The following is a 24,498-nucleotide window of genomic DNA, read 5'->3' on the forward strand; positions in this document are numbered from 1 at the left end:
TTTTCCTTAATTGTAGAGACATTACTGACAACGCTTTGGCTTGCGCCATCCAACAACAGGATTAAGCTCATGAAAGTCACTCTCGCCCAACCCCGCGGTTTTTGCGCTGGGGTAGTGCGTGCTATTGATATAGTCGAGCACGCGCTGGAAATTTACGGTGCTCCGATTTATGTGTTACACGAAATCGTTCACAACCAGCATGTTGTTGAGGATCTACAGCGGCGTGGGGTTATTTTTACCGAAGATTTAGCCTCTATACCCGCTGGTTCAGTAACCATCTTCAGCGCCCATGGAGTTTCCACAGCCGTTGTGGAAACAGCCAAAAAAAATGATTTACAGGTAATTGACGCCACCTGCCCGCTGGTGACTAAGGTTCATCTCCAGGCCAAAAAATACTACCGCCAAGGAGATGAGCTGATTATCATTGGCCACGCTGGCCACCCTGAAGTAGAAGGCACCCGTGGGCGAGTCAAGGGAACCGTTTATGTCCTGGATTCCGTAGCGGAAGTTGAAAATCTAGCAGTCAAGGATCCGGAACATATCGCTTATGTCACCCAAACCACTCTGAGCATCGATGATACCCGCGATGTGGTCGATGCTCTTAAGAAACGCTTTCCTAAAATTCATGGTCCAGGACTCGACGATATCTGCTATGCAACCCAAAATCGCCAAAATGCTGTCCGTGAGATGAGCAAAAAAGTAGACATCTTACTAGTCGTTGGCGCACGTAATAGCTCGAACTCCAATCGCCTACGGGAAGTTGGCGAACAAAATGGCATCACCGCCCATCTTATCCAAGATGCAAAAGATTTGGATTCAAGTTGGTTTACCTCCCAGTCGCGAGTGGGAATTACAGCCGGCGCTTCAACACCAGAAATCCTCGTGCAGGGGGTATTAAATGAGCTGCGCAGCTATGGCGTTGAAGAAGTCATGGATTTAGACGGGGTGCAAGAATCCATTAGTTTTCGCCTACCCACAATGTTGCCACGCGCTAAGCTAAGGCAAAAACAAGCGATTAACTCTAAGCAGTAAAGCCATCATAAATTTATAAAGTCCAAGGGGGAAAAGCATGGGTATACCTTTAATCCAGCAATACCGTGTAGGCCGTTACATTCTGAGCAAAAAAATTCGTGGTGAAAAGCGTTATCCCCTTGTGCTAATGCTTGAACCGCTCTTCCGTTGTAACTTGGCCTGCGCAGGCTGCGGCAAAATTGATTACTCGGAAGAAATTCTCGACAGGCGTTTGAGTCCTCAAGAATGCTTCGATGCGGTTGATGAGTGTGGCGCCCCCATTGTTTCCATCCCAGGCGGAGAGCCTCTGATTCACAAGGAGATGCCGCAAATCGTCGCCGGCATCGTCAAACGCAAGAAATTCGTATATCTTTGCACCAACGCCTTGCTCCTTTCCAAACGTCTCAAGGACTATACGCCATCGCCCTACCTTACTTTTTCCGTCCATCTAGATGGCAATCGGGAACACCATGATGCCTCCGTTTGTCAGGAAGGAGTATTTGATCGGGCCGTAGCTGCTATCAAATTATGCCGCGAGCGAGGCTTCCGGGTCACGGTGAATTGCACCCTATTCCACGGGGCAAAGCCAAAAGAAGTAGCTGAATTCTTCGATTACTGCATGAATCTGGGGATAGAGGGTGTCACTCTTTCCCCAGGCTATAGCTACGAGCGGGCTCCCCGCCAGGACATTTTCCTTCAGCGGGCCGCCAGTAAACGTTTATTCCGGGATATTTTCCGGCTTGATAAAGAGCGCAAATGGCATTTTAACCAATCCAGTCTCTTTTTAGACTTTCTGGCGGGAAATCAAACTTACCAATGCACTCCCTGGGGCAACCCTACCCGCAATATTTTCGGCTGGCAACGGCCTTGCTATCTGTTTTCGGAGGATGGTTACGCTCCCACTTTCAAAGCTCTCATGGAAGAAACCGACTGGAGTAAATACGGCACGGGTAATCACCCCAAATGTGCCAACTGCATGGCCCATTGCGGCTATGAGCCCACCGCCGTCAATGACACCTTTGCCCATCCCCTAAAAGCCTTCAAAGTTTTCCTCCGAGGACCGCGCCTAGAAGGTCCATTAGCGCCCGAACTTCCTATTAATTATTCAGAAAAGCCAGATGATACGGCATCCATACCCGTTGATAGCCTCCGTCATAAAAGCAGGGAGGCATCCTAACAAAATACAGACTTTGGAGTTAAGAAGCAGCTTTAAACTACTTCTTAATAGGGATAAATGGCAAGGAAATTCGGATGCTAATGAATAAATATCCTAGCTTTCTCCTATGGGCGCGCAATCCTGTTGCGCCCATAGGAGCAGTCGGAAAAACCTGGAACCCCAAATGCTCCTGCCAAACTCCGATCTGAACCAAATCACGGTGCTCATTCCAACCTGCAATGAAGCCCCCTGTCATTGGCAAGATCCACGGTACCCTGCAAGCTTAAGGCAAAGGATTACCGGTGATCCTGATTGACGACCCATCAGTGATGGCACCCCTAGTGTTGCCTAAACGGCAATGCCCGGAGAGCAGGACGGTTTGTCTGTCTTTGGACCTATGCTATGGTGCATATCCTTGAAGGGCAACTCTATAAGAGAACGAGGAAATAAGGATCCATGAAACGAGCATTAATCGGGGCCATACTGGCAATTTTCGCCGGAATTGCACCGGTAATACCGTCTGCTGCGGCAGAACAACCTTCTTCGACGGTTGAGCGTTTGCACAATACCCTTTTGGCGGTGATGAAAGAGGCCGAGGCACTTGGCTTTGGGGGCCGCTACCAAAAGCTGCTACCTGTGATTAGCGAGGAGTTTGATCTACCTTTTGTCGCCCATTATACCCTCGGTTCCTCTTGGGATGAACTTAGCGGAGAGCAGCAGCATCAATTCATAGAGACTTTCCGCGAGCTTTCCGTGGTCGATTATGCTCGCAACTTTGATGGGTATAGTGGCCAGCATTTTACCATCGAAGAAGAAACCCCCCTTCCCCGCGGCCGCGTAAGGGTTCGGAGTAAACTCATCGATCCCAACGGCGGCTCAAGCGTGGTTTTCGATTATCTTCTTCACAAAGCCGATAACCAGTGGCAGATCGTTAATGTGATTGCCAATGGAGTGAGCGATTTGGCGGTGAAACGGGCCGAATACCGCCATATCATAAAAGCAGAAGGTTTTGATAGCCTGTTAAGCAAGCTCAAAGAAAAGATCGCGCTCTACTGCCAACAGGCAGAGGCCTCATCATCCTAAAGCTATCCAGCTCGATATGCCTCCCCCCCATTCCAACCATTACGGGACAAATTCGCGGTACATTAAAAACGCTAATGGCTTTCTCACGAGCTGGGTCGGTTGGGTTTATCGCTTAGCACCCTGGGTTCTCATCATCATTTTTTTGCTTACCGGGGGAGTATTCTACTATACAGTGGAAAACTTGGGCGTCGATACCGACACCGCAAATATCCTCTCACCCGACCTCCCTTTTCGGCAAAGCAACGAGCGCTACACTCATTTGTTCCCGCAATATGAGGATACGCTCATTATTGTTATCGAGGGGAATGTTCCCGAGCGCATTTGGGAAGGAAGCAAGCAACTTGCTGCTAAGCTAGAAGCAAGCGATACTTTATTTAAACGCGTCTACCTACCCCAGGCAAACAACTTCTTTGAGCGTTATGGCTTAATGTACCTGAGTTTATCAGAACTTGAAAAAACAACAGACAGCCTAGCTCAAGCACAGCCGTTTTTGGGCCGGCTGACCCAAGATCCCTCCCTAGGCGGCCTGCTCGATATGCTCAACGAAGTCATCAACGCCAAACAGGCAGGGGATACCAACCTCGAATTACAACCTATCCTTGGCCCTATTAGCCAAGCTGTAGAATCCATCCTCTCCGGGCAACCCAATATTCTGTCCTGGCAAGCGTTGATGAGTCCGGATGAGACGGCATCTTCTAAGGAACAACGCCAATTTATCATTGCTCAACCTCGAATGGATTTCAACCAAATCCTGCCAGCAGGACCCGCTATTGAAGCCGTTCGTGCCTTCTCCGAGGAACTTCAGCTTGATTCTCTTCATGGTTTGCAAGTGCGAATTACAGGAGATGTAGCGCTCTCCCATGAAGAGTTAGAAAGTGCCATAGCAGGAGCTAAAATAGCAGGGCTCTTGGCGATACTCATGACGGGCGTCCTGCTTCTGCTCGGCTTACGATCTATCTCCCTCGTACTGGCAACCTTAGTTACCCTAGTAATCGGGCTTATTCTCACCGCTGGGTTTGCAACGGTTACAATAGGGCATCTGAATTTAATTTCCACTGCCTTTGCCGTACTTTATATTGGCTTGGGCACGGCCTATGCCATTCATTTTTGCCTGCGCTACCAGCGTCTTATTCAAGCTGGATTGGGGCAACCAGAAGCTCTGTCCGTAACTGCTTCGGAAGTTGGAACAGCGCTTACGCTATGCGCTCTCACCACTGCTATTGGTTTTTATGCTTTCATCCCCACTGATTTTGCAGGCGTATCCGAACTAGGAATCATCGCCGGCACCGGGATGTTCATCAGCCTAGCCCTAACGTTAACCTTCTTACCTGCTTTACTGCGGCTGTTACCCATGCCATCGTCGACCCGCTCTCGGGGAGCGCGGGGAAAGACGCTGAGCTTTTTATCCAACATACCGATAGACTACCGGCGTCAGCTTCTCGGAAGCGGGTTAATTTTAGGACTGGGCGCGCTCATTCTGCTGCCCCAAAGCCATTTTGACTACAACCCACTTAACCTGCGCAATCCCAACTCTGAGTCTGTCTCTACCTTGCTTGAACTTATTGACACTGAAACCATCCCTCCCTTAAGCGCAATCGTATTAGCCTCCGACGCCCGCAAAGCACAGCAACTTGCAGACCAGCTCCGGCAACTAGACACAGTGGGAACGGTAGTAACAGTTCAAGACTTTATTCCCAAAAAGCAAGAAGAAAAACTCGCCATTATTGATGAAATGGCGCTACTGCTCGGTCCTCTACTAGGCCCTTCAGAGTGGGAATCTAAAACAAAAACGGAACAAAAATACATTACCCTCCGCCGGTTCTTACAAACCCTGGATAATTATCTCGCCAGCTCGACGCCCCCCCCCTCACCAGCGGCCTATCAACTGGCAGAGAATTTTCGGCAATTACTTAACCGTCTCAAGCAAAGCAACCTAGTGGCCCAAAAACAGTTGCTGCTTACTCTCCAGCACAACCTACTGGCAACCTTACCGGATAACCTGACACGGCTAGGACAATCATTGCAAGCTGGACCTATATCTTTGGGTACGCTGCCGCCTGATCTCCGCCGACGCTGGATAACCCCTGCCGGCATCCAGCGAATTGAGGTTTTCCCCAAGGAAGGACTCAATATTAACGATACCACTTCTCTACGTCACTTTGTCAATGACATTCATAACCTTGCCCCTAGCGCCACCGGCGCGCTCATTCTTAGTTTTAGATCGGGGGAAACCATCGTCGCAGCATTCCAACAGGCTTTTATCTATGCCTTAATAGCCATCACCATCGTGTTACTCTTTCTCCTGCGCAGCCCTAGAGATGCAATATTAGTCCTGATTCCGCTGCTCCTGGCAGGCGTTATGCTGGGTGCAGCGATGGTAATACTCGATACCCCTTTCAATTTCGCCAATATCATTGCCTTGCCTCTTATTCTTGGAATCGGTGTGGATAATGGTATCCATATGGTCTGGCGAGTACGGCAAGCACCGCCCAAAACGGGAAACCCTCTTCAGACCAGCACGGCCCTTGCCGTGATACTCAGTGCCTTAGTGACGGTTTGCAGCTTTGGCAATCTGTTATTTGCCTCCCACCCCGGTATGGCAAGCATGGGGCTGTTACTCAGTGTCGGCGTTGCCCTGACTTTGCTTTGCACCCTGTTGCTGCTGCCAGCTTTACTACTGGCAACCCAAAATCGTTTTAGTCTTGCCGGTGAGAAAAAATAACCTTAATCCCAACGGCTTGATGACATGCTATATTGTTTTGTTCTTATACTTTCTTTTTATTTGCGCTGCTGTGGCTTCATAGGCCCTAGAAATCAAAGGACTCATTGAAGTGAAGCTCACTGCTTATATTGCGTTTCTTGCCGGACTCGTCCTATTTCTTGCTTTAGTTGCCAATGAGGGGTTTACTCAAGTAGCCTCTGCCTTGGTAATGGCGGGCTGGGGTTTAGCCGTGGTGGTTCTGTTCCATTTAATTCCCATGATTGCCGATGCTCTCGGATGGTATGCCTTATTGGATCGAACTCACCGGCCGCGATTCCGCGCTATTTTCGGGGCTCGTTGGATTGGCGAGTCCGTAAACAACCTGTTACCCGTAGCGCAAATAGGCGGAGGATTAGTCAAAATCCGCTTGCTCAGCCACTACCAAGTACCCGCCTCCCAAGCTGGTGCCAGTGTCGTGGTCAACCTTACCCTAGCGGTTTTTGCTCAAGTACTCTTTACCCTCTTGGGGCTTAGCCTGCTTACCTTCTTTCTGGGAGAAGGGAAAGTAGCTCAGGGAATATTGGCTGGTACGGTTATTAGTATCTTGCCCATCATCGGCTTTTATTGGCTCCAACGACGGGGCTTATTTGGCTGGCTAGCACGGCGTCTTGAGCGCCTCTCCGCTGGTCGCAAATGGCTTACTTTAACTGATGGTGGCAATGCCCTTGATGCCTCGGTCATCCAACTTTATAATCAACGCCGCCGGATACTGCAAAGTTTTTATTGGATGCTTCTCGGTTGGCTGTTAGGCGCTGGTGAAGTCTGGTTGGCACTTTATTTTCTCGATCATCCCGTAGGCTGGCTTGAAGCTCTGATGATTGAAAGCTTGGCCCAGGCGGTCAAAGGCGCGGCCTTTTTAGTTCCTGGAGCCTTGGGGGTTCTAGAAGGCGGATATATCATCCTCGGTGGCCTGATTGGGATTCCTTATAGCGCTAGCTTGGCTTTGGCTTTAACCCGCCGGGTACGAGAGTTATGTCTAGGCATTCCAGGAATACTAGTGTGGCAATTCATGGAGGGAAAACGTATGTGGCAACAAGCTAAATCCTCCTCTAAGAAACTCTCGGCCGACACCTCCCTGGGTAATTAATCTCTGGGTTTAGCACCTGCTAGATGCTTGTTCCCCGGCTTCGAAACAGCTAAGATTGAAGCAAACTTGCTAAGAGCTGCGTATTTAATCTACTAAGGAGAGTAAACCATTGGAACTTCCCCGCAACCCGACTCGCCCCGTCCGTATCGGCACTATCACTATTGGTGATAACAACCCGGTAGCGGTACAGAGTATGTGTGCCACCCACACTCGGGACGTGGGCGCTACCGTAAAACAAATCAATGATTTAATAAAAGCCGGCGCTGATGTGGTGCGTATTGCGGTAGATACCAAACGGGACGTAGAAGCCCTTATCGAGATCCGGCAGCAAACTCAAGCTAATCTGTCAGTCGATCTGCAGGAAAATTATCGACTTGCCAAGACAGTAGCCCCTCATGTAGATAAGATTCGCTATAATCCTGGGCACCTCTACCACCACGAACGACAAAAACCTTGGCAAGATAAGGTAAAGTTTTTGTTGGAAGTGGCGGGCGAAAATGATTGCGCTGTCCGCATCGGTGTTAATGGAGGTTCGGTCGACCCGGCCAAGGCTTCCCAATTCTCCGAGGGCGACTCCATCTCACCCATGCTAGCAAGCGCCTTGGAGCACTGTGAATTGCTAGATACGCTTGGCTTTATCCGCTACTGCGTTTCTCTCAAGGATTCTGACCCCACAAAAGTCATTGAACTCAACCAGCGTTTTGCTGCTGAGCGTCCCGATATTCCTCTGCATCTTGGTGTAACTGAGGCGGGTATGCCACCGGAGGGAGTTATAAAAACTCGAATCGCTTTTGAGCAGCTTATCAGTCGCGGGATTGGCGATACCATCCGGGTTTCCCTCACTTTGCCCTTTGACCGTAAGGGAGATGAGATCGAAGCAGGCCGCCAGATTCTTGCCGATATTGCCGCTGGACGGGTACGCAGCGTAGTGGATTACGGCCTTAAATCCCTCAATATCATTAGTTGCCCCAGTTGCTCCCGGGTGGAAAATGAAGCTTTCATCGATCTAGCCCAGGAAGTAAAAGCAATGACCGAATATGCCGCCGATTATGCGGTTACTATTGCGGTAATGGGCTGCCGCGTTAATGGACCTGGGGAAACCGATGACGCTGACCTTGGGCTTTGGTGCGGGCCTAAAGCTGTTAATCTCAAGCGGGGCAGCAAAACACTCGGCAGCTATAGCTACCATGATATTTTACCTCGATTAAAAGAGGAACTCGACATCATTATCTCGGAGCGAACAGAGACTGCATAAATAATGCTCATCGAGCAACTTTGGACGGCCAATGCTTATCGTAATTTTAATTACCTGATTGCATGCCCAGAAACCGGTGAGGCGCTTGCTATCGATCCCCTGGATCATCGCCAGTGTCTCGCCACAGCTAAGCGCAACGGCTGGCGAATTACACAGATATTCAACACCCACGAGCATGGTGATCATACCGGAGGTAATGAGGCTATCATTGCCCAGACCAAAGGTAAACTACTCGCCCACCACAAGGCCCGGGACAAAATCAGGGGTATCGATGAAGGTCTGGCAGCGGGAGATACGGTAAAGGTAGGCAATGGTGTCGCATTGAAAGTCCTGGATACCCCTGGCCATACCATGAGCCATCTGTGCCTATTTGCTCCCAGCAATCCTCCGGCACTGTTCTGCGGCGATACTTTATTCAATGCAGGCGCCGGTAATTGCCACAATGGCGGGGATCCAAACGCCCTTTACGCCACTTTCACTCAACAACTTGCCCTGCTTCCCTGTAACACTCGGATTTATCCAGGCCATGAATATATTGAAAATAACCTGGGTTTTACCTTGGACCGGGAACCGGATAACGAGCAGGCTATGGCACTGCTCGCTGAGGTTAAATCGCAAGATCCCAACCACGCTTTCGTTTCAACCTTGGCATTAGAGAAGGAAATCAATACTTTTTTCCGACTCGATAACCCTACTTTAATCACCAAGCTCCGTGAAACTTTTCCTGACTTGCCCAGGGTTCCCGATCCGAAGACAGTATTTTTAAAACTAAGGGAACTTAGAAACAAATGGTAACAAGCTTCTGCTTCCTTTTAAGTTTTTTTTGACTTAAAGACACTTCTTAGATCGCGAGTTAAGAAAATGAATTTCCTTGACAGCCTACCTCCTCCATGCTAGATATTACGCTGTCTTTCGTTGCTTACTCCCATCAAAAACTTTAAAAAAGAAAACGAAAATATGGGGAGAATGCGAGGGGCAAGAAGAACAACAGGTCGACCCAAAACCACTGAAGGAGAATACAAAGAAATGAAACACAAATTAACTACAGTGTTAATGGCATGCGCATTAATCCTCGCCGGAAGCGGTATTGCCTACGCCAGCGATCACATAGGGATAGCCTTGGAACATGCCGGCATGGCTGTCGCCTCCGGTAAAGACGGGCAGGCAGAAGCAATCACAGAGCATGCAGAAAAAGCTTTGGAGCATGCCAAAGCCGCTGAAAAAGAAGCCACAGGCGAGGAAAAAGAACATCTCGGCGTAGCCATTGAGCATTTAGAGTTGGGAGTTAAAGAGGGCAAGGAAGGCAACGCCGATTCCGCTACGCAACATATCAATGAAGGTATAAAACATTTGGAAGCTGCTGCGAAATCAAAGCATGGAGGCGGTGAGCATGGACAACATGGAAGTGGACATAGCAGTGGCGGTGGATATGGCGGGCATTAATCGTAATCGTATTGACGGTTAAGAGCCAGTTAGGCAGGAAATTAATTTCCTGCCTAACATCTCTAATTTCGGGCGCCAAGACTATACTTAGTAAGTATTTTGTTAATATTTATCCCATTCTGCTCTAAAAGCTCTGTTTTATCCGGCCATTATCTTTCCAAACGAGATAAGCAACAAGGATGAAAATCCATCCCACCGCGGTGGTTGCCCCCGAAGCAAAGCTAGGTAAAGATGTCATTATTGGGCCTTATGCGGTTATCGGTTCTCCGGTGAGTATTGGTGAGGAAAGCATCATAGGACCCCATGCCGTTATCCATTCCTTTACACGGATAGGAAATCGTAACCAAATTCATGCCCATGCGGTCATTGGCAATACGCCCCAAGATCTTACTTTCAGTGATCTGGAGACCTGGATCATTATCGGTCATGATAATACCTTGCGGGAAGGGGTCACTCTCCACCGGTCAACGGATCCAACCCACCCGACCCAAATAGGGGATAAATGTTATTTCATGGCTTATTCCCATGTAGCCCATGATTGCACCATCGGCCAGGGTGTTATTCTCACCAATAACGTTCTGCTTGGAGGACATGTAGAAATAGGCTCCCACGCCGTCCTGGGGGGAGGTGCGGTAGTGCATCAACATTGCCGGGTGGGCGCTTATGCCATGGTACAAGGCCATGGTTCCGTGGGCCAGGATGTCCTCCCCTACAGTATTGTCGGGGGACATCCTGTCCGCCACTATCGTCTTAATACCATAGGACTGCGCCGGGCAGGCATCAAAGGAGAACGTTACCGGACGCTTGAGCAAGCCTTCTGGCGGCTTCGTAACAGCCTAGATTTAAATCCCCTCACCGAAACTCCCGAACTCTCTTACCTGAAAAGCTGGCTAGCAGCAAAATCAAAACGCGGCCTTCACCGCTTTGCTGCTAAAAATTCAGCCGAGTAAGCTTCTCTAGGACGCCCTCCCCAGGTTTTCTCCTTCCAACATCGCCACGGTAAGTTCGGCAATCGTACGCTGAGCGCCTGCGCCTAATTTATGCTTAATCGCATAAAATTTTTGCTGCATGGTTTGCCTGCGTTCCTTGTCCCTTAATAGATTTAGCGCTTCCAGGGCTATCCGTTCCGGGGAGGCGTCCTGTTGGATTAGCTCGGGGGCCACACCCTCGCCTGCAATAATGTTGCAAAGAGCAATATGGTCGACCTTAATTAGCAGACGCCCCATCCAATAGCTCAAGGAATTCATTTTGTAAATAACAACTAGGGGCACGCCCATCAAGGCGGCTTCCAAAGTAACCGTGCCGGATGCCGCGACCATGGCGTCGCAAGCCGCCATAACATCATAAGAGCGGTCAGGGATAACCCTCAAAGGAAGCCGGTATCCTTTTAAATAGGGAGCTAAATCAATCTCCTTCAGCGTTGCGGCGAGGGGTAATAGATATTGAATTTCAGGCTCTTCCGAATAAATGCGCTCTGCAGCCTCAAGCAGCACGGGCAGTAACCGCTTTATTTCGCTGTGGCGGCTCCCGGGGAGTAGACCCAGCGTTTTACAGCAAGGGTTAAAGCCAAATTCAACCACTGCTTCATTGCGATTGAATTTGCTTTTAACCTCATGCTGCAAAGGGTGCCCAACAAAATTAACCGGGACTCCCGCCTGCTCATAAAAAGGAACTTCAAAAGGTAATACCACAGCCATCATATCCACTACCTGCCCAATTTGATGCACCCGATACTGTCGCCAAGCCCACACCTGCGGGCTAATATAATAAAGCACCTTAATGCCCAGTGTTTTCGCTCTCTTGGCCAAGCGGAGATTAAATTCCGGATAGTCCACCAGAATCAACAGATCGGGATGTTTTTCCTCAAGAAAATGGCGCATCTTTTGCATTGCCCCATAAATCTCATTAAGATGAGATAAAACTTCCACAAGCCCTACCACGGCAAGTCGGGAAGAATCAAATAGCGGCTCTACACCAGCAGCCCGCATCTGAGGCCCTGCAATGCCACCAAAGCGAACCCCGGGGGCTATTTTTTTCACCTCGCGGATCAAGTGGGCGGCATGCTGATCTCCTGAAGCCTCACCGGCTACGATAGCCACTAAGGGGGCGCTATTTTCCAAGCAGCGTACTCCGAATAACGTCTACCACCTTATCCACCTGAAGATCGCTCATCTCAGGAAAGATAGGCAATGAAAGGCATTGGCTAGCAACCCGCTCACTTATAGGAAGGTGAGTTTCCTGGTACGTCCTCTCAAAAACGGCCTGCCGATGGAGCGGTATCGGATAATAGATCGCCGAGGCAATCCCCTGAGCCGCTAAGGCGGCCCTAATTTCGTCCCGGCGTGGAGACAGCAACGTATATTGGTGATAAACGTGGGTTCCATGGGATTTTTGGTAGGGAGGAATACAATCCGGCAATTCTCCAAGCGCTTCCCCATAACGTTGAGCAACACGCCGCCGCTCAGCATTATATTGATCAATATATTTGAACTTTATTCTCAAAATTACAGCTTGCAGCTCATCCAAACGGCTATTAAAACCTAGCTCCGAATGATGGTAACGCTGCCAGCTACCATGATCCCGCAACACCCGAAGATGCTCAGCCATCCGATCAGAAGAGGTGGTAATTAATCCGCCATCCCCATAGCAACCTAAATTTTTACTGGGGAAAAAACTAAAACAACCTGCCAGCCCTAAACTGCCCGTCTTGCGATCATCGGCAGTATCCGCACCAAAAGACTGAGCACAGTCTTCTATGATAGAGAGATTATGCCGAACCGCGATTGCCTCTAAAGCTGCCGTATCAGCTGCTTGCCCAAAAAGATGCACGGGGAGGATAGCACGGGTCGCCGGTGTAACCGCTGCCGCCACCTGTTCCGCATCGATATTAAATGTTTGCCCATCGATATCGACAAATACGGGGCGGGCACCCACATAGCAAATAGCTTCCGCCGTTGCAATAAAAGTAAAAGGCGTGGTAATCACCTCATCCCCAACGCTAACCCCTGCAGCGATCAAAGCCAAATGCAGGGCATCGGTTCCAGAAGCCACGCCAACACTGTGCGCCACTCCCACATAAGCGGCTACTTCCTCTTCGAAGGCTTTCACATTAGGCCCTAGGATAAACCGACCGCCAATGAGGGCTTGCTCTAACCCCGCGTCTATTTCTTCCTTAAGCGTTTGATATTGCGTCTTTAAATCCACCATTGGAATCATAAAAGTCTCCATTTCCGGCGGGCGCAGGCTACCACCCTATCCATGCTTATCATATCGTTGTTTAAACACCCAGCATGTGGTTAATCTGGAGGGCAATAGCTAAAGCCCGGCGTCCTTCCTCGCCAGTGACGGAAGGCTGGGTGCCCTCTCTTACCGCTTTCAAAAAAGCTTCGATTTCCGCTTTGATGGCGTCGCTCTGCTCAAAACAACTCTCTTCCGAGATGATCTCCGGAATGCCAGGAAACATCTCCTTGGCTCCTTTGCGATAAACACTTAATACTTTATCCTGAAAATCAATAGAGATATAGGCATCCTGTTGAAATACCCGCATTTTGCGCTGTGCTTTCATGCTAACCCGGCTAGCCGTCACATTTGCAACGCAACCATTAACGAATTGAATCCGGGCATTCGCAATATCAATACCGTCGGTTAGCACTGATGCCCCATTAGCATGAATATCGCTTACCGAGGAATTTACGATGCTCAATATAATATCAATATCATGGATCATAAGATCCAACATAACACTCACATCTATGCCCCGAAGATTGAAAGGGGCCAAGCGATGGGATTCAATAAAACGCGGTGTACCAAGAACGCTTTGCAGGGCAAGGGTTGCAGAATTGAAACGCTCCAGATGGCCCACTTGCAAAACCAGATTATAATGTCTAGCAAGCTCTATTAATTCATCGGCCTCGGCAAGGGTAGTCGTCATAGGTTTCTCTAACAGAACATGAATGCCCTGCTGCAAACACTCCTTAGCCACGACATAGTGAGACTGGGTTGGAACAACAATACTCACCGCATCAACTTTACCGAAAAGATCCCGGTAATCGGTTAAAGCAACCGCGCCATACTCATTGGCAACCCGGCAGGCGGCGGTAGAGTTTAAATCCACCACCGCCATCAGCTCTGAAGCAGGCAGCGCAGCGTATTTTTGGGCATGGAAACGCCCTAAATACCCTACACCGATAACCGCCGTTTTAACCTTATTGTCTATCACTGTTACACTTTTAAGAAAACTGCAAGGATGCTTGAAAAAAATAGGACAATGCTAATGGAGCGCTTCTCAACAATGCCTGAAGGCCACACCGCGCCAATAAATTAAAAAACAGCATACTCCGCCAACGAAGCTTGCGCAGATTGCTGTAACGGTGTTGGCAACAACGGGATGAAACGGTTACTCAAGAAGCGATACCGAATACTGAAGTCAAACTTCTTAAAGCCAACGCAACACAGGGCAAGGGGTTTTTGTTAAACCAGTACCTCGCCAAAAATCAGCTTGATATCAATCAGATATAACTTATTGCCTGTAAGAGATATATTGGCTATAGTCAAGATAAAATAATTTTAGGCTGAATTCTAACAGATATTATTTGCCAAGTCTTTTTGGCTAAAATACAGCGAAGTAATTGATTAATCTCATTTAATGCTGAATAGAGTAAAGTATACGTATAAATACGTATTTAATTAAAGCAGTTGTTTTGCCATGATTAGGTACCGTTAAGGTACTGATTCTTCGCTTGCCCTATTTCCCCTCACTGCTCTCGGTAGTCGGAAAATCAATGACCTAGGCGCTTCTAGCTAAAGATGGATAAGTGTTCTTGCGCTTTCTCCGCTATCCACGCTCTTATTCGACCTTGCTGGTATTTTTATCGAGCTTATCTCTTACCTTCTTAAATTTATGCCGAATCCAGAGAATACTAACTAAATTTTAGTTTAAGCCCTGAGTACATAACGTGGGGGAGAATTTTAAAGAAGCCGAGCGGAAAGGAGCCCGCATGAGTACCCACACCCTATGGAAACGGTTTGCCCTCGTTTTCTTCCCACTTGCGGGGCTGACCACCTTGTCGTTCATCTCCCTTTATCAAGCGGAATTCAAAACCCTACGGGCCTTGACCGAGCTTAGCGAGAAAGATTCTCTGCAATTACTCAGGGAGGAAATCCGTGATGAATTTGACGCCATTCAGGCCACCCTCCTATTTTTGTCGCGGCACCAAGCCCTCAAGGATCTTTTGGCAGGGAGTGAATCGGAGCAACGACTGGCCCAAGATTACGTGGTCTTATTGGGAAGCAGAGAGCGCTATGACCAGATCCGTCTGCTTGATTTACAGGGCAAGGAATGGGTTCGGGTAAACTTTAATGGAGGCCAGCCAAGCATCGTTCCCCCAGAGGGATTACAGAACAAGAAAGCCCGCGGCTACTTCCAAAAAGCCTTGCAGCTTCAACCAGGAGAAATTTACCTTTCTCCGCTTAACCTTAATACCGAGAGGGGCATCATCGAGCAGCCCCTAAAGCCAACCATTCAGGCTATCACGCCGATCTTCGATGAGCAACGACGTAAGCAGGGAATACTGGTGCTGAATTACCGAGGCATCCACCTTTTGGATAAACTTCACGCAGCCGCACAAAATACTAAAAAAGCACTTTGGTTAGTCAGGGGAAGTGGCCTTTGGCTTTGGGAGTCCGGCGCCGGGCAGAAGCAAGGAGTGATCTATCTCGAAAAAGGCAAGCAAGCATTCGCGGTTGCTTATCCTGATCTCTGGGCGCTAATCCAGAACAATGACGAAGGTCAATTCTATGCCCATAAGGATCTCTTTACTTATACCACCATCACCCCCACGGCAAAAACTTTCCCCCCCATAGCAAAACTTCATTCCTCTATCCACTGGAAGCTGATCTCCCAGCAGTCCTTTCCTGTCCTATCTACGATGATATCAACGAGCCGCATTCAGCGACTGATACTTCTCTATGGTATCTTTCTTACTGTCTTTATAATCGTAGCCTGGCGGCTGGCCTACGTACATCAACGCCGCGAAAGAGATACCCAGGCGGTGCGTCTCAGCGAGCTTCGCTTCCGGGGTCTTTTTGAGGCGGTGCCCGATGGTATCGTGATGACTGATTCCAACGGCCAAATTCTCCTCGTGAACAAACAAGCAGAAAAAATATTTGGCTATTCCCGGGAGGAATTAGCGGGGCAAAAAATAGAAATCCTACTGCCAGAGCAACATCGCAAAGCTCACGTTATCTATCGCCAAGGTTATACTCGGGATGCCATTACGCGGCCAATGGGAGTTGGATTGGATCTTTACGGACGGCGCAAGGACGGTACCGAATTTCCAGCGGAAATTAGTTTAAGCCCCCTTAATAAAAAAGAAGTGGATTTCTCTATTATCAGCACCATACGCGATATCAGTGAGCGAAGAAAAACTGAAAAAAAAGTTAAAGAATTGAACCGGAAACTGCAACAAAATGTGACCGAGCTGAGCACGTTAAACGGAGAATTGGAAGCCTTCAGCTATTCAGTTTCCCATGATCTACGGGCGCCCTTGCGCAGTATCGATGGTTTCAGCCAAGCCCTGCTAGAGGATTATGAAGATAAACTTGATAGCGAAGGGCAAGACTATTTACAGCGGGTACGCGCAGCAACTCAGCGAATGGGAAAGCTTATCGATGATTTACTGCAACTCTCCCGTATTAGCCGGGTGGAGATGATACCCCAGAAGGTAGACCTTAGCTGCTTGGCGCAAGCAATTGTCACGACTCTACGGGCCGAGGAACCTCAACGGCAGGTTGAGTTTTGTATCGAGCAGGGTCTTACCGCCTCAGGCGATTCGCACTTGCTTCAAATTCTGCTTGACAACTTGCTCGGCAATGCCTGGAAATTCACTGCTCATCAGCCCCAGGCCCAGATCACGCTGGGAATGCTAGCGAAAGAAGGCAAGCCTGTTTTCTTTGTCCAGGACAATGGCGCTGGCTTTGATATGCGTTATATTGACAAACTATTCGATCCCTTCCAACGACTACACGGCGCCAGCGAATATCCTGGAACCGGGATAGGACTGGCTACCGCGCGGCGCATTGTCCACCGCCATGGAGGGCGAATTTGGGCGGAAGGACAAATTAACCAAGGGGCCACTTTTTATTTTACGCTTTAATTAGGATAAATGATGGGGAACGATAAAGATATTCTGCTAGTAGAGGACAACCCGGACGATGAGACGCTCACCCTGCGCGCCTTGAAAAAAAACAACGTTACTAATCGAATTGTCGTCGCCCGAGATGGAGTCGAAGCCCTAGATTGGCTCTTTGGCACGGGGCAGCACGCAGGCCGGAACTCCAGCCTACTGCCCCAAGCTATCCTATTGGATTTGAAATTACCCAAGATCGACGGCTTACAAGTATTGCAGCAGATCCGGGCCAATTCCCTCACCCGGCTGCTACCAGTCATTATCCTCACCGCCTCTGATGAGGAGACAGATATTGTCAACTCCTACAGCCAAGGGGCTAACAGTTATATCCGCAAACCAGTAGCGTTTGATAAATTCGTGCAAGCCGTCCAGCAACTGGGTTTGTACTGGTTAGTTTTGAATGAAGCGCCACCAGCACCGCGGAATTAACAAAATGCGGGGGCTGCGAGTATTAATCGTGGAAGATTCTGAAGATGACGCTCTCCTCCTGGAGCGCCACCTTCGGCGCGGTGACTACCAGCCTTTCGTTAAACGGGTCGAAACCCGGGAAACTATGCTCGCAGCACTCCAAACCCAGCCCTGGGACATTATACTCTCAGATCACAGCCTACCTCATTTTGGCTCCATGGACGCCTTGACTTTGCTGCAAAAAGAAAGCATTGATATACCTTTTATCATGGTCTCTGGCACAGTAGGGGAGGATCGCGCCGTTGAAATCATGAAGGCTGGCGCCCACGACTATATCATGAAGGATAATTTGCGCCGCCTGGTTCCCGCAGTAGAGCGGGAATTACGCGAGGCCAACATCCGGCGGCAGCGCCAAGCCGTGGAAAACGAGCGCGCCCGTCTAAGCTCCATCCTGGAAGCTACCCCCGATCTGGTGGCCATCATGGACCTTGAAGGCCGTATTCACTATATGAACCAGGCGGGCCGCCAGTGGCTCGGCTTTATTAAAAAAAACCATTATGCCGGAGCGTCACTGCTCGCGCATTATCCCTTATGGACAGCCTCCCTGATACGGGACACGGCAATCCCCGCCGCTTTACGGGAAGGAGTCTGGGAAGGAGAAGCTGTTATTTTGAATCCCAGTGGCGGAGAAATTCCGGTCTCCCAAGTGATCCTTTCCCATCGAAATGCCCTTAACCAAGTTGAGTTCCTCTCCACCATTGCCCGGGATATCAGCGAACGTAAGCACTATGAGCAAGAATTACAATACCGGGTTACCCACGATACCCTCACCCACCTCCCCAACCGGATTTTGCTCCGGGACCGGCTGATTCAAGTCCTAGCCCACGCTAAACGCAATCAGCGCCTGACCGCGGTCCTGTTTCTGGATGTGGACAATTTTAAACAAATCAACGACGGTTTGGGGCACTTAACCGGAGATAAGTGCCTACGTACCCTTGCGCACCATCTGGCAGGCTGTATTCGTGAGAGTGACACCCTCGGGCGCTATGGAGGCGATGAGTTTCTAATTATTCTCAGTGACTTACGTAGTTACTCTGATGTAGAAACCCTTATAAAAAAAATTCGCGCCACCGTGAGCCAGCCCCTCAAGCTTAATAATAATGATGTCTTTATCACCTTGAGCATCGGCGTTTCCCTTTATCCCCAGGATGGTGATGATGAGGAAGCACTATTAAAAACTGCCGATGCCGCTATGCACACCGCTAAGCATAGTAGTCCGGGGCAATGCCGATACTATCGCCCTGAGATGAATGTTCGAGGAAGTGAATTACTCGCCCTGGAGACGGATCTCCACCGTGCCTTGGAACGAGAAGAATTTGTCCTTTATTATCAACCGCAATTAGACGTTACGACTGGCCAGATCACCGCAGTAGAAGCATTGATACGTTGGCAGCATCCTAACCGCGGATTGGTTTCTCCTAGAGACTTCATTCCGCTGCTGGAACAAACCGGCCTTATCGAAGAGGTGGGTAAGTGGGGGCTAAACACGGCTTGTAGACAAGCTAAAGCCTGGCATTCACAAGGCTATCCCATCCGCATGGCGGTTAATTGTTCTGCCCGCCAGTTTCAACAGCATTTTCTGGATATCGTACATCAAATTCTCCAGAAACAGTCATTAGACCCCGCCTACCTTGAACTTGAAGTCACAGAAAGCGTCGTGATGCAAGATACGCAATCGGCAACCTATATTTTACAACGCCTCAAGGAAATGGGCGTCACCTTAGCCATTGACGATTTTGGTACCGGTTATTCATCGCTTGCTTATCTTAAACGTTTCCCTATCCATAGCCTGAAAATTGACTGCTCATTCGTCCGCGACGTCACTAAAAATGAAGAAGATGCGGCCATTGCCGAAACGATTTTGCTGCTCGGAAACAGTTTGGGACTCGAAGTGGTGGCCGAAGGCGTAGAAACAGAAGCCCAAATGCGGTTCTTTCAAGACCGCCACTGCCATCGCATCCAAGGCTATTGGATCGGGCGGCCCATGCCTGCTAAAGATCTTTTCCCGTTAATTACTGGCAGAAATAACCCCTAGACAAGATAGAGTCGGTAGATACTCAATCTAAAAGGTTCGATGAAGAAGAGGAAGCGCTTCTTCCTCCAAGAAATTCTAAAACCACATTGATAAATACTTCCGGTGCATCGGCCTGCACCCAGTGCCCCGTATCGGGAATAGAAATAACTTCCGCGGCGGGAAACAGCGTTTTAAGCTCTTGTTCATCGCTTTTTTGCAGGTAATCAGAGCATTCTCCTTTTACAAATAAGGTAGGCTGAGAATATGATTCCGTCCCATGCACAGCAGCACAGATGGCATGATAATTCTGGCGTAAGCCCTCTAAATTAATACGCCAACGGTACCCCTTTTTCGCTTTATCCAAATTCATCAGCAGAAACTGCCGCAAAGCGGCATTAGGGAGCGACCTTGCCAAGGCCCTATCGACCTCCCGGCGGCTCCCATAAACAGAAAGATTTAATTCCCCGAGGGCTTCAAAAATAAAGAGATGCTCTGGAGGATAGAACCGCGGCGCAATATCTACTACCACAAGCCGAGTGATCCGCTCCGGAAAATCCAAAGCACACTGCATCGCCACCTTGCCGCCTAGAGAATGACCCAGCAGAGCAGCCGCGCCGACTCCTTGCTGATCCATAAAATGAGCTAGATCTCTTGCCAAAGCAGGATAACTAAACATTTTTTTATGGGGCGAACGACCATGGTTAGGAAGATCCACAGTAGTCACTTGAAATTGGCGGGCGAACTTAGGAACTAAGCTCCGCCAATTATCCATAGAACCGAATAAACCATGCAAGATGATAAGAGAGGGGCCTTTACCCTGAGTCCGGGAATAAAGCTGCATAAGAATTGCTGTTACATAGGAATAGAATATTATATGCTTTCTTAATAAGAGAACGCTAGCGTTTCTCCTATTAAAAGGCGCGGTTTACCGTTTTTCTTCTCATTTTTAGCGGACCTTTGTATATTAAAGAGCAAAGATACCGCTACGGAGGCCATCTGCTATGGCATGACTTCAAATTATGCATGATTTAAATCCCACAAATCTTACCCCTTCTCCGGTGAATGGCTTAATTCAGAGGTTCCCTCGATTTAACATGAATATTAAATAATAAACTCAAATGCTAAATTCACTCCCTTCCGACATCCTCTTCTATGTCTTGATTGTTTTTGTTCTTGGTACGGTCATTGGAATTTTCTCGGGCCGTTTTTTATGGAGCTTTGTGATACCGCCGCTTATTGCCGCTTTTTTATTTGGCTTGGAAGCGGGCAGCCTGGTGGCGCTTGCCTACGCCCTATTTATGATTATGACTCCGCCCATAGTCATAGCTTCAGGGGTAGGCGCTTTGCTGGGTATTACTCTGTTTAAAAAGTTTCGGCGCCAGCGAGGAAATAAAGATGACCTTTAATATACTCATGATGGTAAGTTTCGTGATCAGCCTCATGATCACCTATATTTTTGGCCGTTTTTTATGGGGTTTTTTCATACCACCTCTGGCTATTATTCTCTTTTTTCTGGGCCTAGGAATTTACCATGAAGCGCCCGGCGCTGGGCTAGGTATGGGAATCGGTATGGCTTACTACATCGGATTAGCTTCAGGAGTGGGCACACTGCTGGGTGTTGCGATTAAAAAGTGGTTTTGGACCAGGCGGAAAAACTAAGGATAAAGATAAACCCTAGCAGGATTATCCCCTAGCCGGGAATTAGAAAAACTATCGTTTCACCCAACCCTTTCGTTTTTGAACCCGCATCCATACCGTTGGTATGGATGCGGGTTCATCAATTTTACTCTCCCTAGAACAAAGGTGTGAGAATATCCCGGGCCTCGATCAGCTTGTCATAGACCCGAGTCTGGTCATCGCAGTTCATAATCCAATCTTCCTTCTCAAGATCGCCCAAAGGATCAGGCGCTCCACGCAGCGCACAACCGTCGTTCCCTCTAATGAGTTTCTCCACGAAAAACAGGACCCCCTCGCGCTGGCTCTCATCGGCAGCCTTGGACATCTTATTGTTAATCTTATCCAGGCTTTCCGGCCCGCTGAAACTTTCCGCTGGCAGGTCCGAAACGATATTGCTGACTTCCATCAGCATCGATTGGGCAATATCCGTGGCGCTCGTGCCAAAGACCACATAGCTCGTACCCGAACGGTAGGCTCCGATGATGAAATCATCAGCACCATCGCCATCCACATCCCCCGCTCCGCTTACCGAGAAGCCGGACGCTTCACCAGCATTCGCGCCATTAATCACAAAGCCATTGTTCCCGTCCAAATCCGCCAGTTCCAGGCTGGTGCCGAAACCAACGCTGTTTCCAAACACCACGTAGCTGGCGCCCGAAAAATTGCCGTTAGGCGCGGCGCCCGGAGCGCCAATGAGGAAATCGTTAAGGCCGTCGCCACTAACATCCCCCACCCCGCTCACCGAAATGCCCGATGCGTCGCGGGGATTAGCGCCAACAATGGCAAAGCCGTTGCTTCCATTCAGACTCGACAACTCCAGGCTAGGAGCAAAACCGCTGCGGCTTCCAAATACTACATAGCTCGCGCCTGAGGCCCTACCATTAGGGCCAGCGCCATAGGCGCCGACAATCAGATCGCCCAGACCATCGCCGTTGATATCCCCCATCCCGCTCACCGAAATGCCGGCGTTGTCAAAGATATCAACGCCGTTAATAGCAAAGCCGTTGTTCCCGTTTAGGTTCAATAACTCCAGGCTAGGAGCAAAACCCCTGCGGCTTCCAAACACCACATAGCCCGCGCCCGAGGTGCCGCTGTTAGTATAGGCGTCAGGGGCCCCCACAATGAGATCATCGATCCCGTCGCCATTGACATCTCCCGCCCCACTCACCGAAATACCGGCACTATCAAAGGCGCCAACACCATTAATAGCAAAGCCGTTGCTTCCATCCAAACCCGACAATTCCAGGCTAGGACCAAAACCACCGCTACTTCCAAAGACCACATAGCCCGCGCCCGAGCCGCTGCCGTTAGGGCTGGCGCCGTAGGCGCCCATAATAAGATCACTCAGGCCATCGCCATTGACATCCCCTGCCCCACTCACCGAAATACCGGCGTTCTCAAAAGCCCCGGCGCCATTGATCGCAAAACCATTACTCCCATCCAAGCTCGACAGTTCCAGACTAGGGCCAAAACCACCGCTACTTCCAAAAACCACATAGCCCGCGCCCGAACCGCTGCCGTTAGAATCGACTCCAGGGGCCCCCACAATGAGATCATCGATCCCATCCCCATTGACATCTCCCACTCCGCTCACCGCAATGCCGGCATTGTCAAAAGCGCCAACGCCCTTGATCGCAAAACCGTTACTTCCATCCAGGCTCGACAGTTCCAGACTAGGGCCCAAACCACCGCTACTCCCAAAGACTACGTAGCTGGCGCCCGAAAAACCGTTGCCGGAATCAGCGCCAGGAATCCCGATGATGAGATCATCGATCCCATCGCCATTGACATCTCCCACTCCGCTCACCGCAATACCGGGTGAGCTATTCAGACTGGCGCCATGGATAACGAAGCCATTGTGTCCGTCCAAATCTGACAACGTCAGAGTCTGGGCCTGAACGCCCATACTCAGCCCGGCGATCAGTACGCCTCCCGCCCAAAAGCTGGCATGGCGTGGCGTCAGCGCCTGGCGAACAGCCAAGCTCAGTGCGTGGGGTTGGGGAAAGGAGGAAATTCGAGAAGATCTGTTACAGGTCATATAGATTCTCCTGTTTTAGTATTATTAATGATTAAACAGAGACACCATCAGACAGACGGCAAAGACCTCACTGTCCGCTAATTCCGTCTAGTCTGACCTTCCCCGCCTGCCTGCTGTAGGCAGATCAGTCCGGCGGTTAAGCTGTTTTTTTGCAGCACCCGCATCAGGATGCGCTCTGATCCTAAAACATTTTCTCAACGGTGTCAGATTAAATCGCTGGCCGGCTGAAAAAGTCCTTTAACCTGGCGGGACGATCACGCTAGCGCCTTTCTCCCCAAAGCGGCCAGCCATTGTGGTTCCCTCTCCCTCCTCGCCGTGCCATGCCCAGGAAAAAAACTTATACGTTTTGATAGGATTGCTATCACAATTGCTCTAAAATAATCCCGCGCCGGGAAGCGGGCTCAATCCCCCTCCCGGCGTATTTAGGATAGCAAACCTGGGCCAAAAGGATCGGGCTATAAGGGGCGCTTTAGACACATTATCATGAACAGGAATAACGACTAGAGATGAACAACAAACAAGCCATCGTTGCCTTCTTCGCAACCGTGGGATTCATCGGGCTCATGACGGAGGTTCGCGCCGAGGTGGTCACGGGCTCGGAAAAAAGCGTCAGTTTCGAGGCCGCCACCATCACCGGCTCTGGGCGGCGGGTGAATATTCACCGGGTGCCCATTACCGATGTGTTCACCGGCAAAACCAACTATTACGATCTGGTGCTGGAATACAAACCCAAGGGCCGCAAGAATCAGTGGGAAACCCCCGGGGATTTCAAATTCCGCATCGCCGAATGGCGCAAATTTCAGTTCCCCAACATCCCGGTCACCCAAATCGTGCCAGGCCGCTATCAAAGCCAGTCGCGTAGTAGCTGTACTTATCTTCTAGAAGGGCCGACATTAATTCAAGACCGCTGGTTATATACCCTCAAGGCAGAAAACTATGGATTCTCAGCTCAAATTATCAGCGGCCCGGCTACGGGCCATCCGGATCTGGGCGAGCGGGACATCGCTGATTTTCTGCCCACCACCTATGTGTGGGGCATGGTTATCACTGAAATGGGTAACTACTGTGGTGCCATTACACACCAGTGGGATCACGGCAATATCGTCGGACTTAGACGAAATGGCAATAATTTATCTGTTGGCTTGTTCAGCAGCGGCGAAGACGATTTCACCACGCCCCTGGCATCCGAAAATCTTACTTTGATTGAGGATGAGTAACGGAAGGCTGGCATCACAATGACAACGCCGCCGTGCAAGCGGCGGCATCCTTTGTAGGGCGGGAAAGCGCAGCGCATCCCGCCATGGATAAACCGCCTTCG

Annotated in this window: 20 protein-coding genes; 15 read left to right on the top strand and 5 right to left on the bottom strand. The window is 49.6% G+C overall.

Annotated elements, in window-relative coordinates; all coding sequences use genetic code 11:
- The first annotated feature begins 69 nt into the window (after positions 1 to 69).
- The 9 genes from ispH to lpxA all read left to right on the top strand — a co-directional run bounded on the left by ispH (position 70) and on the right by lpxA (position 10,746).
- On the top strand, positions 70 to 1,032 hold the full coding sequence (gene ispH, locus NOC_RS09410; protein ID WP_011330748.1) for a 4-hydroxy-3-methylbut-2-enyl diphosphate reductase: 963 nt from the start codon (positions 70 to 72) through the stop codon (positions 1,030 to 1,032).
- Between the two features lie 37 nt (positions 1,033 to 1,069).
- Positions 1,070 to 2,188: an adenosyl-hopene transferase HpnH gene (gene hpnH / locus NOC_RS09415; RefSeq protein ID WP_002811295.1), complete on the top strand. Its 1,119-nt coding sequence runs from the start codon at positions 1,070 to 1,072 to the stop codon at positions 2,186 to 2,188.
- A 435-nt stretch (positions 2,189 to 2,623) separates the two neighbouring features.
- Entirely contained in the window at positions 2,624 to 3,250 is a 627-nt protein-coding gene (locus NOC_RS09425) for an HpnM family protein (RefSeq protein WP_002810153.1), read from the top strand.
- Positions 3,251 to 3,266: 16 nt separating this feature from the next.
- Entirely contained in the window at positions 3,267 to 5,972 is a 2,706-nt protein-coding gene (locus tag NOC_RS09430) for an MMPL family transporter (RefSeq protein ID WP_002808934.1), read from the top strand.
- 109 nt (positions 5,973 to 6,081) lie between these two features.
- The gene (locus tag NOC_RS09435) at positions 6,082 to 7,098 is read left to right on the top strand and encodes an HpnL family protein (protein ID WP_002808773.1); all 1,017 of its coding nucleotides are present in this window, start codon (positions 6,082 to 6,084) and stop codon (positions 7,096 to 7,098) included.
- 109 nt (positions 7,099 to 7,207) lie between these two features.
- On the top strand, positions 7,208 to 8,353 hold the full coding sequence (locus NOC_RS09440; RefSeq protein ID WP_002810560.1) for a flavodoxin/ferredoxin-dependent (E)-4-hydroxy-3-methylbut-2-enyl-diphosphate synthase: 1,146 nt from the start codon (positions 7,208 to 7,210) through the stop codon (positions 8,351 to 8,353).
- A 3-nt stretch (positions 8,354 to 8,356) separates the two neighbouring features.
- Complete coding sequence (locus tag NOC_RS09445; RefSeq protein WP_002809635.1) at positions 8,357 to 9,148, top strand: hydroxyacylglutathione hydrolase; 792 nt, start codon at positions 8,357 to 8,359, stop codon at positions 9,146 to 9,148.
- A gap of 231 nt (positions 9,149 to 9,379) precedes the next feature.
- Positions 9,380 to 9,796, top strand: coding sequence for a small metal-binding protein SmbP (gene smbP, locus NOC_RS09450; protein ID WP_011330749.1), 417 nt, complete (start codon positions 9,380 to 9,382; stop codon positions 9,794 to 9,796).
- Positions 9,797 to 9,975: 179 nt separating this feature from the next.
- The gene (lpxA, locus tag NOC_RS09455; protein WP_002811464.1) at positions 9,976 to 10,746 is read left to right on the top strand and encodes an acyl-ACP--UDP-N-acetylglucosamine O-acyltransferase; all 771 of its coding nucleotides are present in this window, start codon (positions 9,976 to 9,978) and stop codon (positions 10,744 to 10,746) included.
- Between the two features lie 6 nt (positions 10,747 to 10,752).
- Here the strand turns inward: lpxA and lpxB are convergent, their stop codons facing one another.
- The 3 genes from lpxB to NOC_RS09470 form a co-directional block, all read right to left on the bottom strand.
- Positions 10,753 to 11,916 carry a lipid-A-disaccharide synthase gene (lpxB, locus tag NOC_RS09460; protein WP_002808842.1) on the bottom strand — a complete coding sequence of 388 codons (1,164 nt, stop codon included), beginning with the start codon at positions 11,914 to 11,916 and terminating at the stop codon, positions 10,753 to 10,755.
- Complete coding sequence (locus tag NOC_RS09465) at positions 11,906 to 13,012, bottom strand: DegT/DnrJ/EryC1/StrS family aminotransferase (protein WP_011330750.1); 1,107 nt, start codon at positions 13,010 to 13,012, stop codon at positions 11,906 to 11,908. Before NOC_RS09465 ends, lpxB begins: the two co-directional genes overlap by 11 nt.
- Positions 13,013 to 13,073: 61 nt before the next feature.
- Positions 13,074 to 14,015 carry a Gfo/Idh/MocA family protein gene (locus NOC_RS09470; RefSeq protein ID WP_002808857.1) on the bottom strand — a complete coding sequence of 314 codons (942 nt, stop codon included), beginning with the start codon at positions 14,013 to 14,015 and terminating at the stop codon, positions 13,074 to 13,076.
- 778 nt (positions 14,016 to 14,793) lie between these two features.
- On the opposite strand from NOC_RS09470, the gene NOC_RS09475 reads away from it, so the two are divergent.
- From NOC_RS09475 to NOC_RS09485, 3 genes are read left to right on the top strand one after another with little or no spacing between them, the layout of a single operon-like run.
- Positions 14,794 to 16,950, top strand: coding sequence for a sensor histidine kinase (locus tag NOC_RS09475; protein ID WP_011330751.1), 2,157 nt, complete (start codon positions 14,794 to 14,796; stop codon positions 16,948 to 16,950).
- A gap of 12 nt (positions 16,951 to 16,962) precedes the next feature.
- A complete protein-coding gene (locus NOC_RS09480; RefSeq protein ID WP_011330752.1) occupies positions 16,963 to 17,412 on the top strand; it encodes a response regulator in 450 nt (149 codons plus the stop codon).
- The gene (locus NOC_RS09485) at positions 17,384 to 19,486 is read left to right on the top strand and encodes a putative bifunctional diguanylate cyclase/phosphodiesterase (RefSeq protein WP_002809579.1); all 2,103 of its coding nucleotides are present in this window, start codon (positions 17,384 to 17,386) and stop codon (positions 19,484 to 19,486) included. The genes NOC_RS09480 and NOC_RS09485 overlap by 29 nt, the downstream gene beginning before the upstream one ends.
- Positions 19,487 to 19,508: 22 nt before the next feature.
- Here the strand turns inward: NOC_RS09485 and NOC_RS09490 are convergent, their stop codons facing one another.
- The gene (locus NOC_RS09490) at positions 19,509 to 20,306 is read right to left on the bottom strand and encodes an alpha/beta fold hydrolase (protein ID WP_002811300.1); all 798 of its coding nucleotides are present in this window, start codon (positions 20,304 to 20,306) and stop codon (positions 19,509 to 19,511) included.
- 277 nt (positions 20,307 to 20,583) lie between these two features.
- On the opposite strand from NOC_RS09490, the gene NOC_RS09495 reads away from it, so the two are divergent.
- Together NOC_RS09495 and NOC_RS09500 are read left to right on the top strand one after the other, a co-directional pair.
- A complete protein-coding gene (locus NOC_RS09495; RefSeq protein ID WP_011330753.1) occupies positions 20,584 to 20,871 on the top strand; it encodes a hypothetical protein in 288 nt (95 codons plus the stop codon).
- The gene (locus tag NOC_RS09500; RefSeq protein WP_011330754.1) at positions 20,861 to 21,124 is read left to right on the top strand and encodes a hypothetical protein; all 264 of its coding nucleotides are present in this window, start codon (positions 20,861 to 20,863) and stop codon (positions 21,122 to 21,124) included. Before NOC_RS09495 ends, NOC_RS09500 begins: the two co-directional genes overlap by 11 nt.
- A gap of 133 nt (positions 21,125 to 21,257) precedes the next feature.
- Here NOC_RS09500 and NOC_RS09505 read toward each other — a convergent pair whose 3' ends face one another.
- Positions 21,258 to 23,180, bottom strand: a complete 1,923-nt coding sequence (locus tag NOC_RS09505; RefSeq protein WP_011330755.1) for an integrin alpha — start codon at positions 23,178 to 23,180, stop codon at positions 21,258 to 21,260.
- A 506-nt stretch (positions 23,181 to 23,686) separates the two neighbouring features.
- Between NOC_RS09505 and NOC_RS09510 the strand changes: the two genes are divergently transcribed.
- Positions 23,687 to 24,397 (top strand): hypothetical protein, encoded by a 711-nt coding sequence (locus NOC_RS09510; protein WP_002809781.1) that lies wholly within the window; start codon positions 23,687 to 23,689, stop codon positions 24,395 to 24,397.
- Positions 24,398 to 24,498: the final 101 nt, after the last annotated feature.

Origin of the sequence: Nitrosococcus oceani ATCC 19707 (assembly GCF_000012805.1) — a bacterium.
Classification (GTDB): Bacteria; Pseudomonadota; Gammaproteobacteria; order Nitrosococcales; family Nitrosococcaceae; genus Nitrosococcus; species Nitrosococcus oceani.

Coding starts and splice junctions, on each gene's coding strand:
- NOC_RS09480 (WP_011330752.1), top strand. CDS start 16,963: ATGGGGAACGATAAAGATATTCTGCTAGTAGAGGACAACCCGGACGAT.
- NOC_RS09510 (WP_002809781.1), top strand. CDS start 23,687: ATGAACAACAAACAAGCCATCGTTGCCTTCTTCGCAACCGTGGGATTC.
- NOC_RS09485 (WP_002809579.1), top strand. CDS start 17,384: ATGAAGCGCCACCAGCACCGCGGAATTAACAAAATGCGGGGGCTGCGA.
- NOC_RS09495 (WP_011330753.1), top strand. CDS start 20,584: ATGCTAAATTCACTCCCTTCCGACATCCTCTTCTATGTCTTGATTGTT.
- NOC_RS09475 (WP_011330751.1), top strand. CDS start 14,794: ATGAGTACCCACACCCTATGGAAACGGTTTGCCCTCGTTTTCTTCCCA.
- NOC_RS09505 (WP_011330755.1), bottom strand. CDS start 23,180: ATGACCTGTAACAGATCTTCTCGAATTTCCTCCTTTCCCCAACCCCAC.
- NOC_RS09490 (WP_002811300.1), bottom strand. CDS start 20,306: ATGCAGCTTTATTCCCGGACTCAGGGTAAAGGCCCCTCTCTTATCATC.
- hpnH (WP_002811295.1), top strand. CDS start 1,070: ATGGGTATACCTTTAATCCAGCAATACCGTGTAGGCCGTTACATTCTG.
- NOC_RS09445 (WP_002809635.1), top strand. CDS start 8,357: ATGCTCATCGAGCAACTTTGGACGGCCAATGCTTATCGTAATTTTAAT.
- ispH (WP_011330748.1), top strand. CDS start 70: ATGAAAGTCACTCTCGCCCAACCCCGCGGTTTTTGCGCTGGGGTAGTG.
- lpxA (WP_002811464.1), top strand. CDS start 9,976: ATGAAAATCCATCCCACCGCGGTGGTTGCCCCCGAAGCAAAGCTAGGT.
- NOC_RS09430 (WP_002808934.1), top strand. CDS start 3,267: ATGCCTCCCCCCCATTCCAACCATTACGGGACAAATTCGCGGTACATT.
- NOC_RS09425 (WP_002810153.1), top strand. CDS start 2,624: ATGAAACGAGCATTAATCGGGGCCATACTGGCAATTTTCGCCGGAATT.
- smbP (WP_011330749.1), top strand. CDS start 9,380: ATGAAACACAAATTAACTACAGTGTTAATGGCATGCGCATTAATCCTC.
- NOC_RS09465 (WP_011330750.1), bottom strand. CDS start 13,012: ATGATTCCAATGGTGGATTTAAAGACGCAATATCAAACGCTTAAGGAA.
- NOC_RS09500 (WP_011330754.1), top strand. CDS start 20,861: ATGACCTTTAATATACTCATGATGGTAAGTTTCGTGATCAGCCTCATG.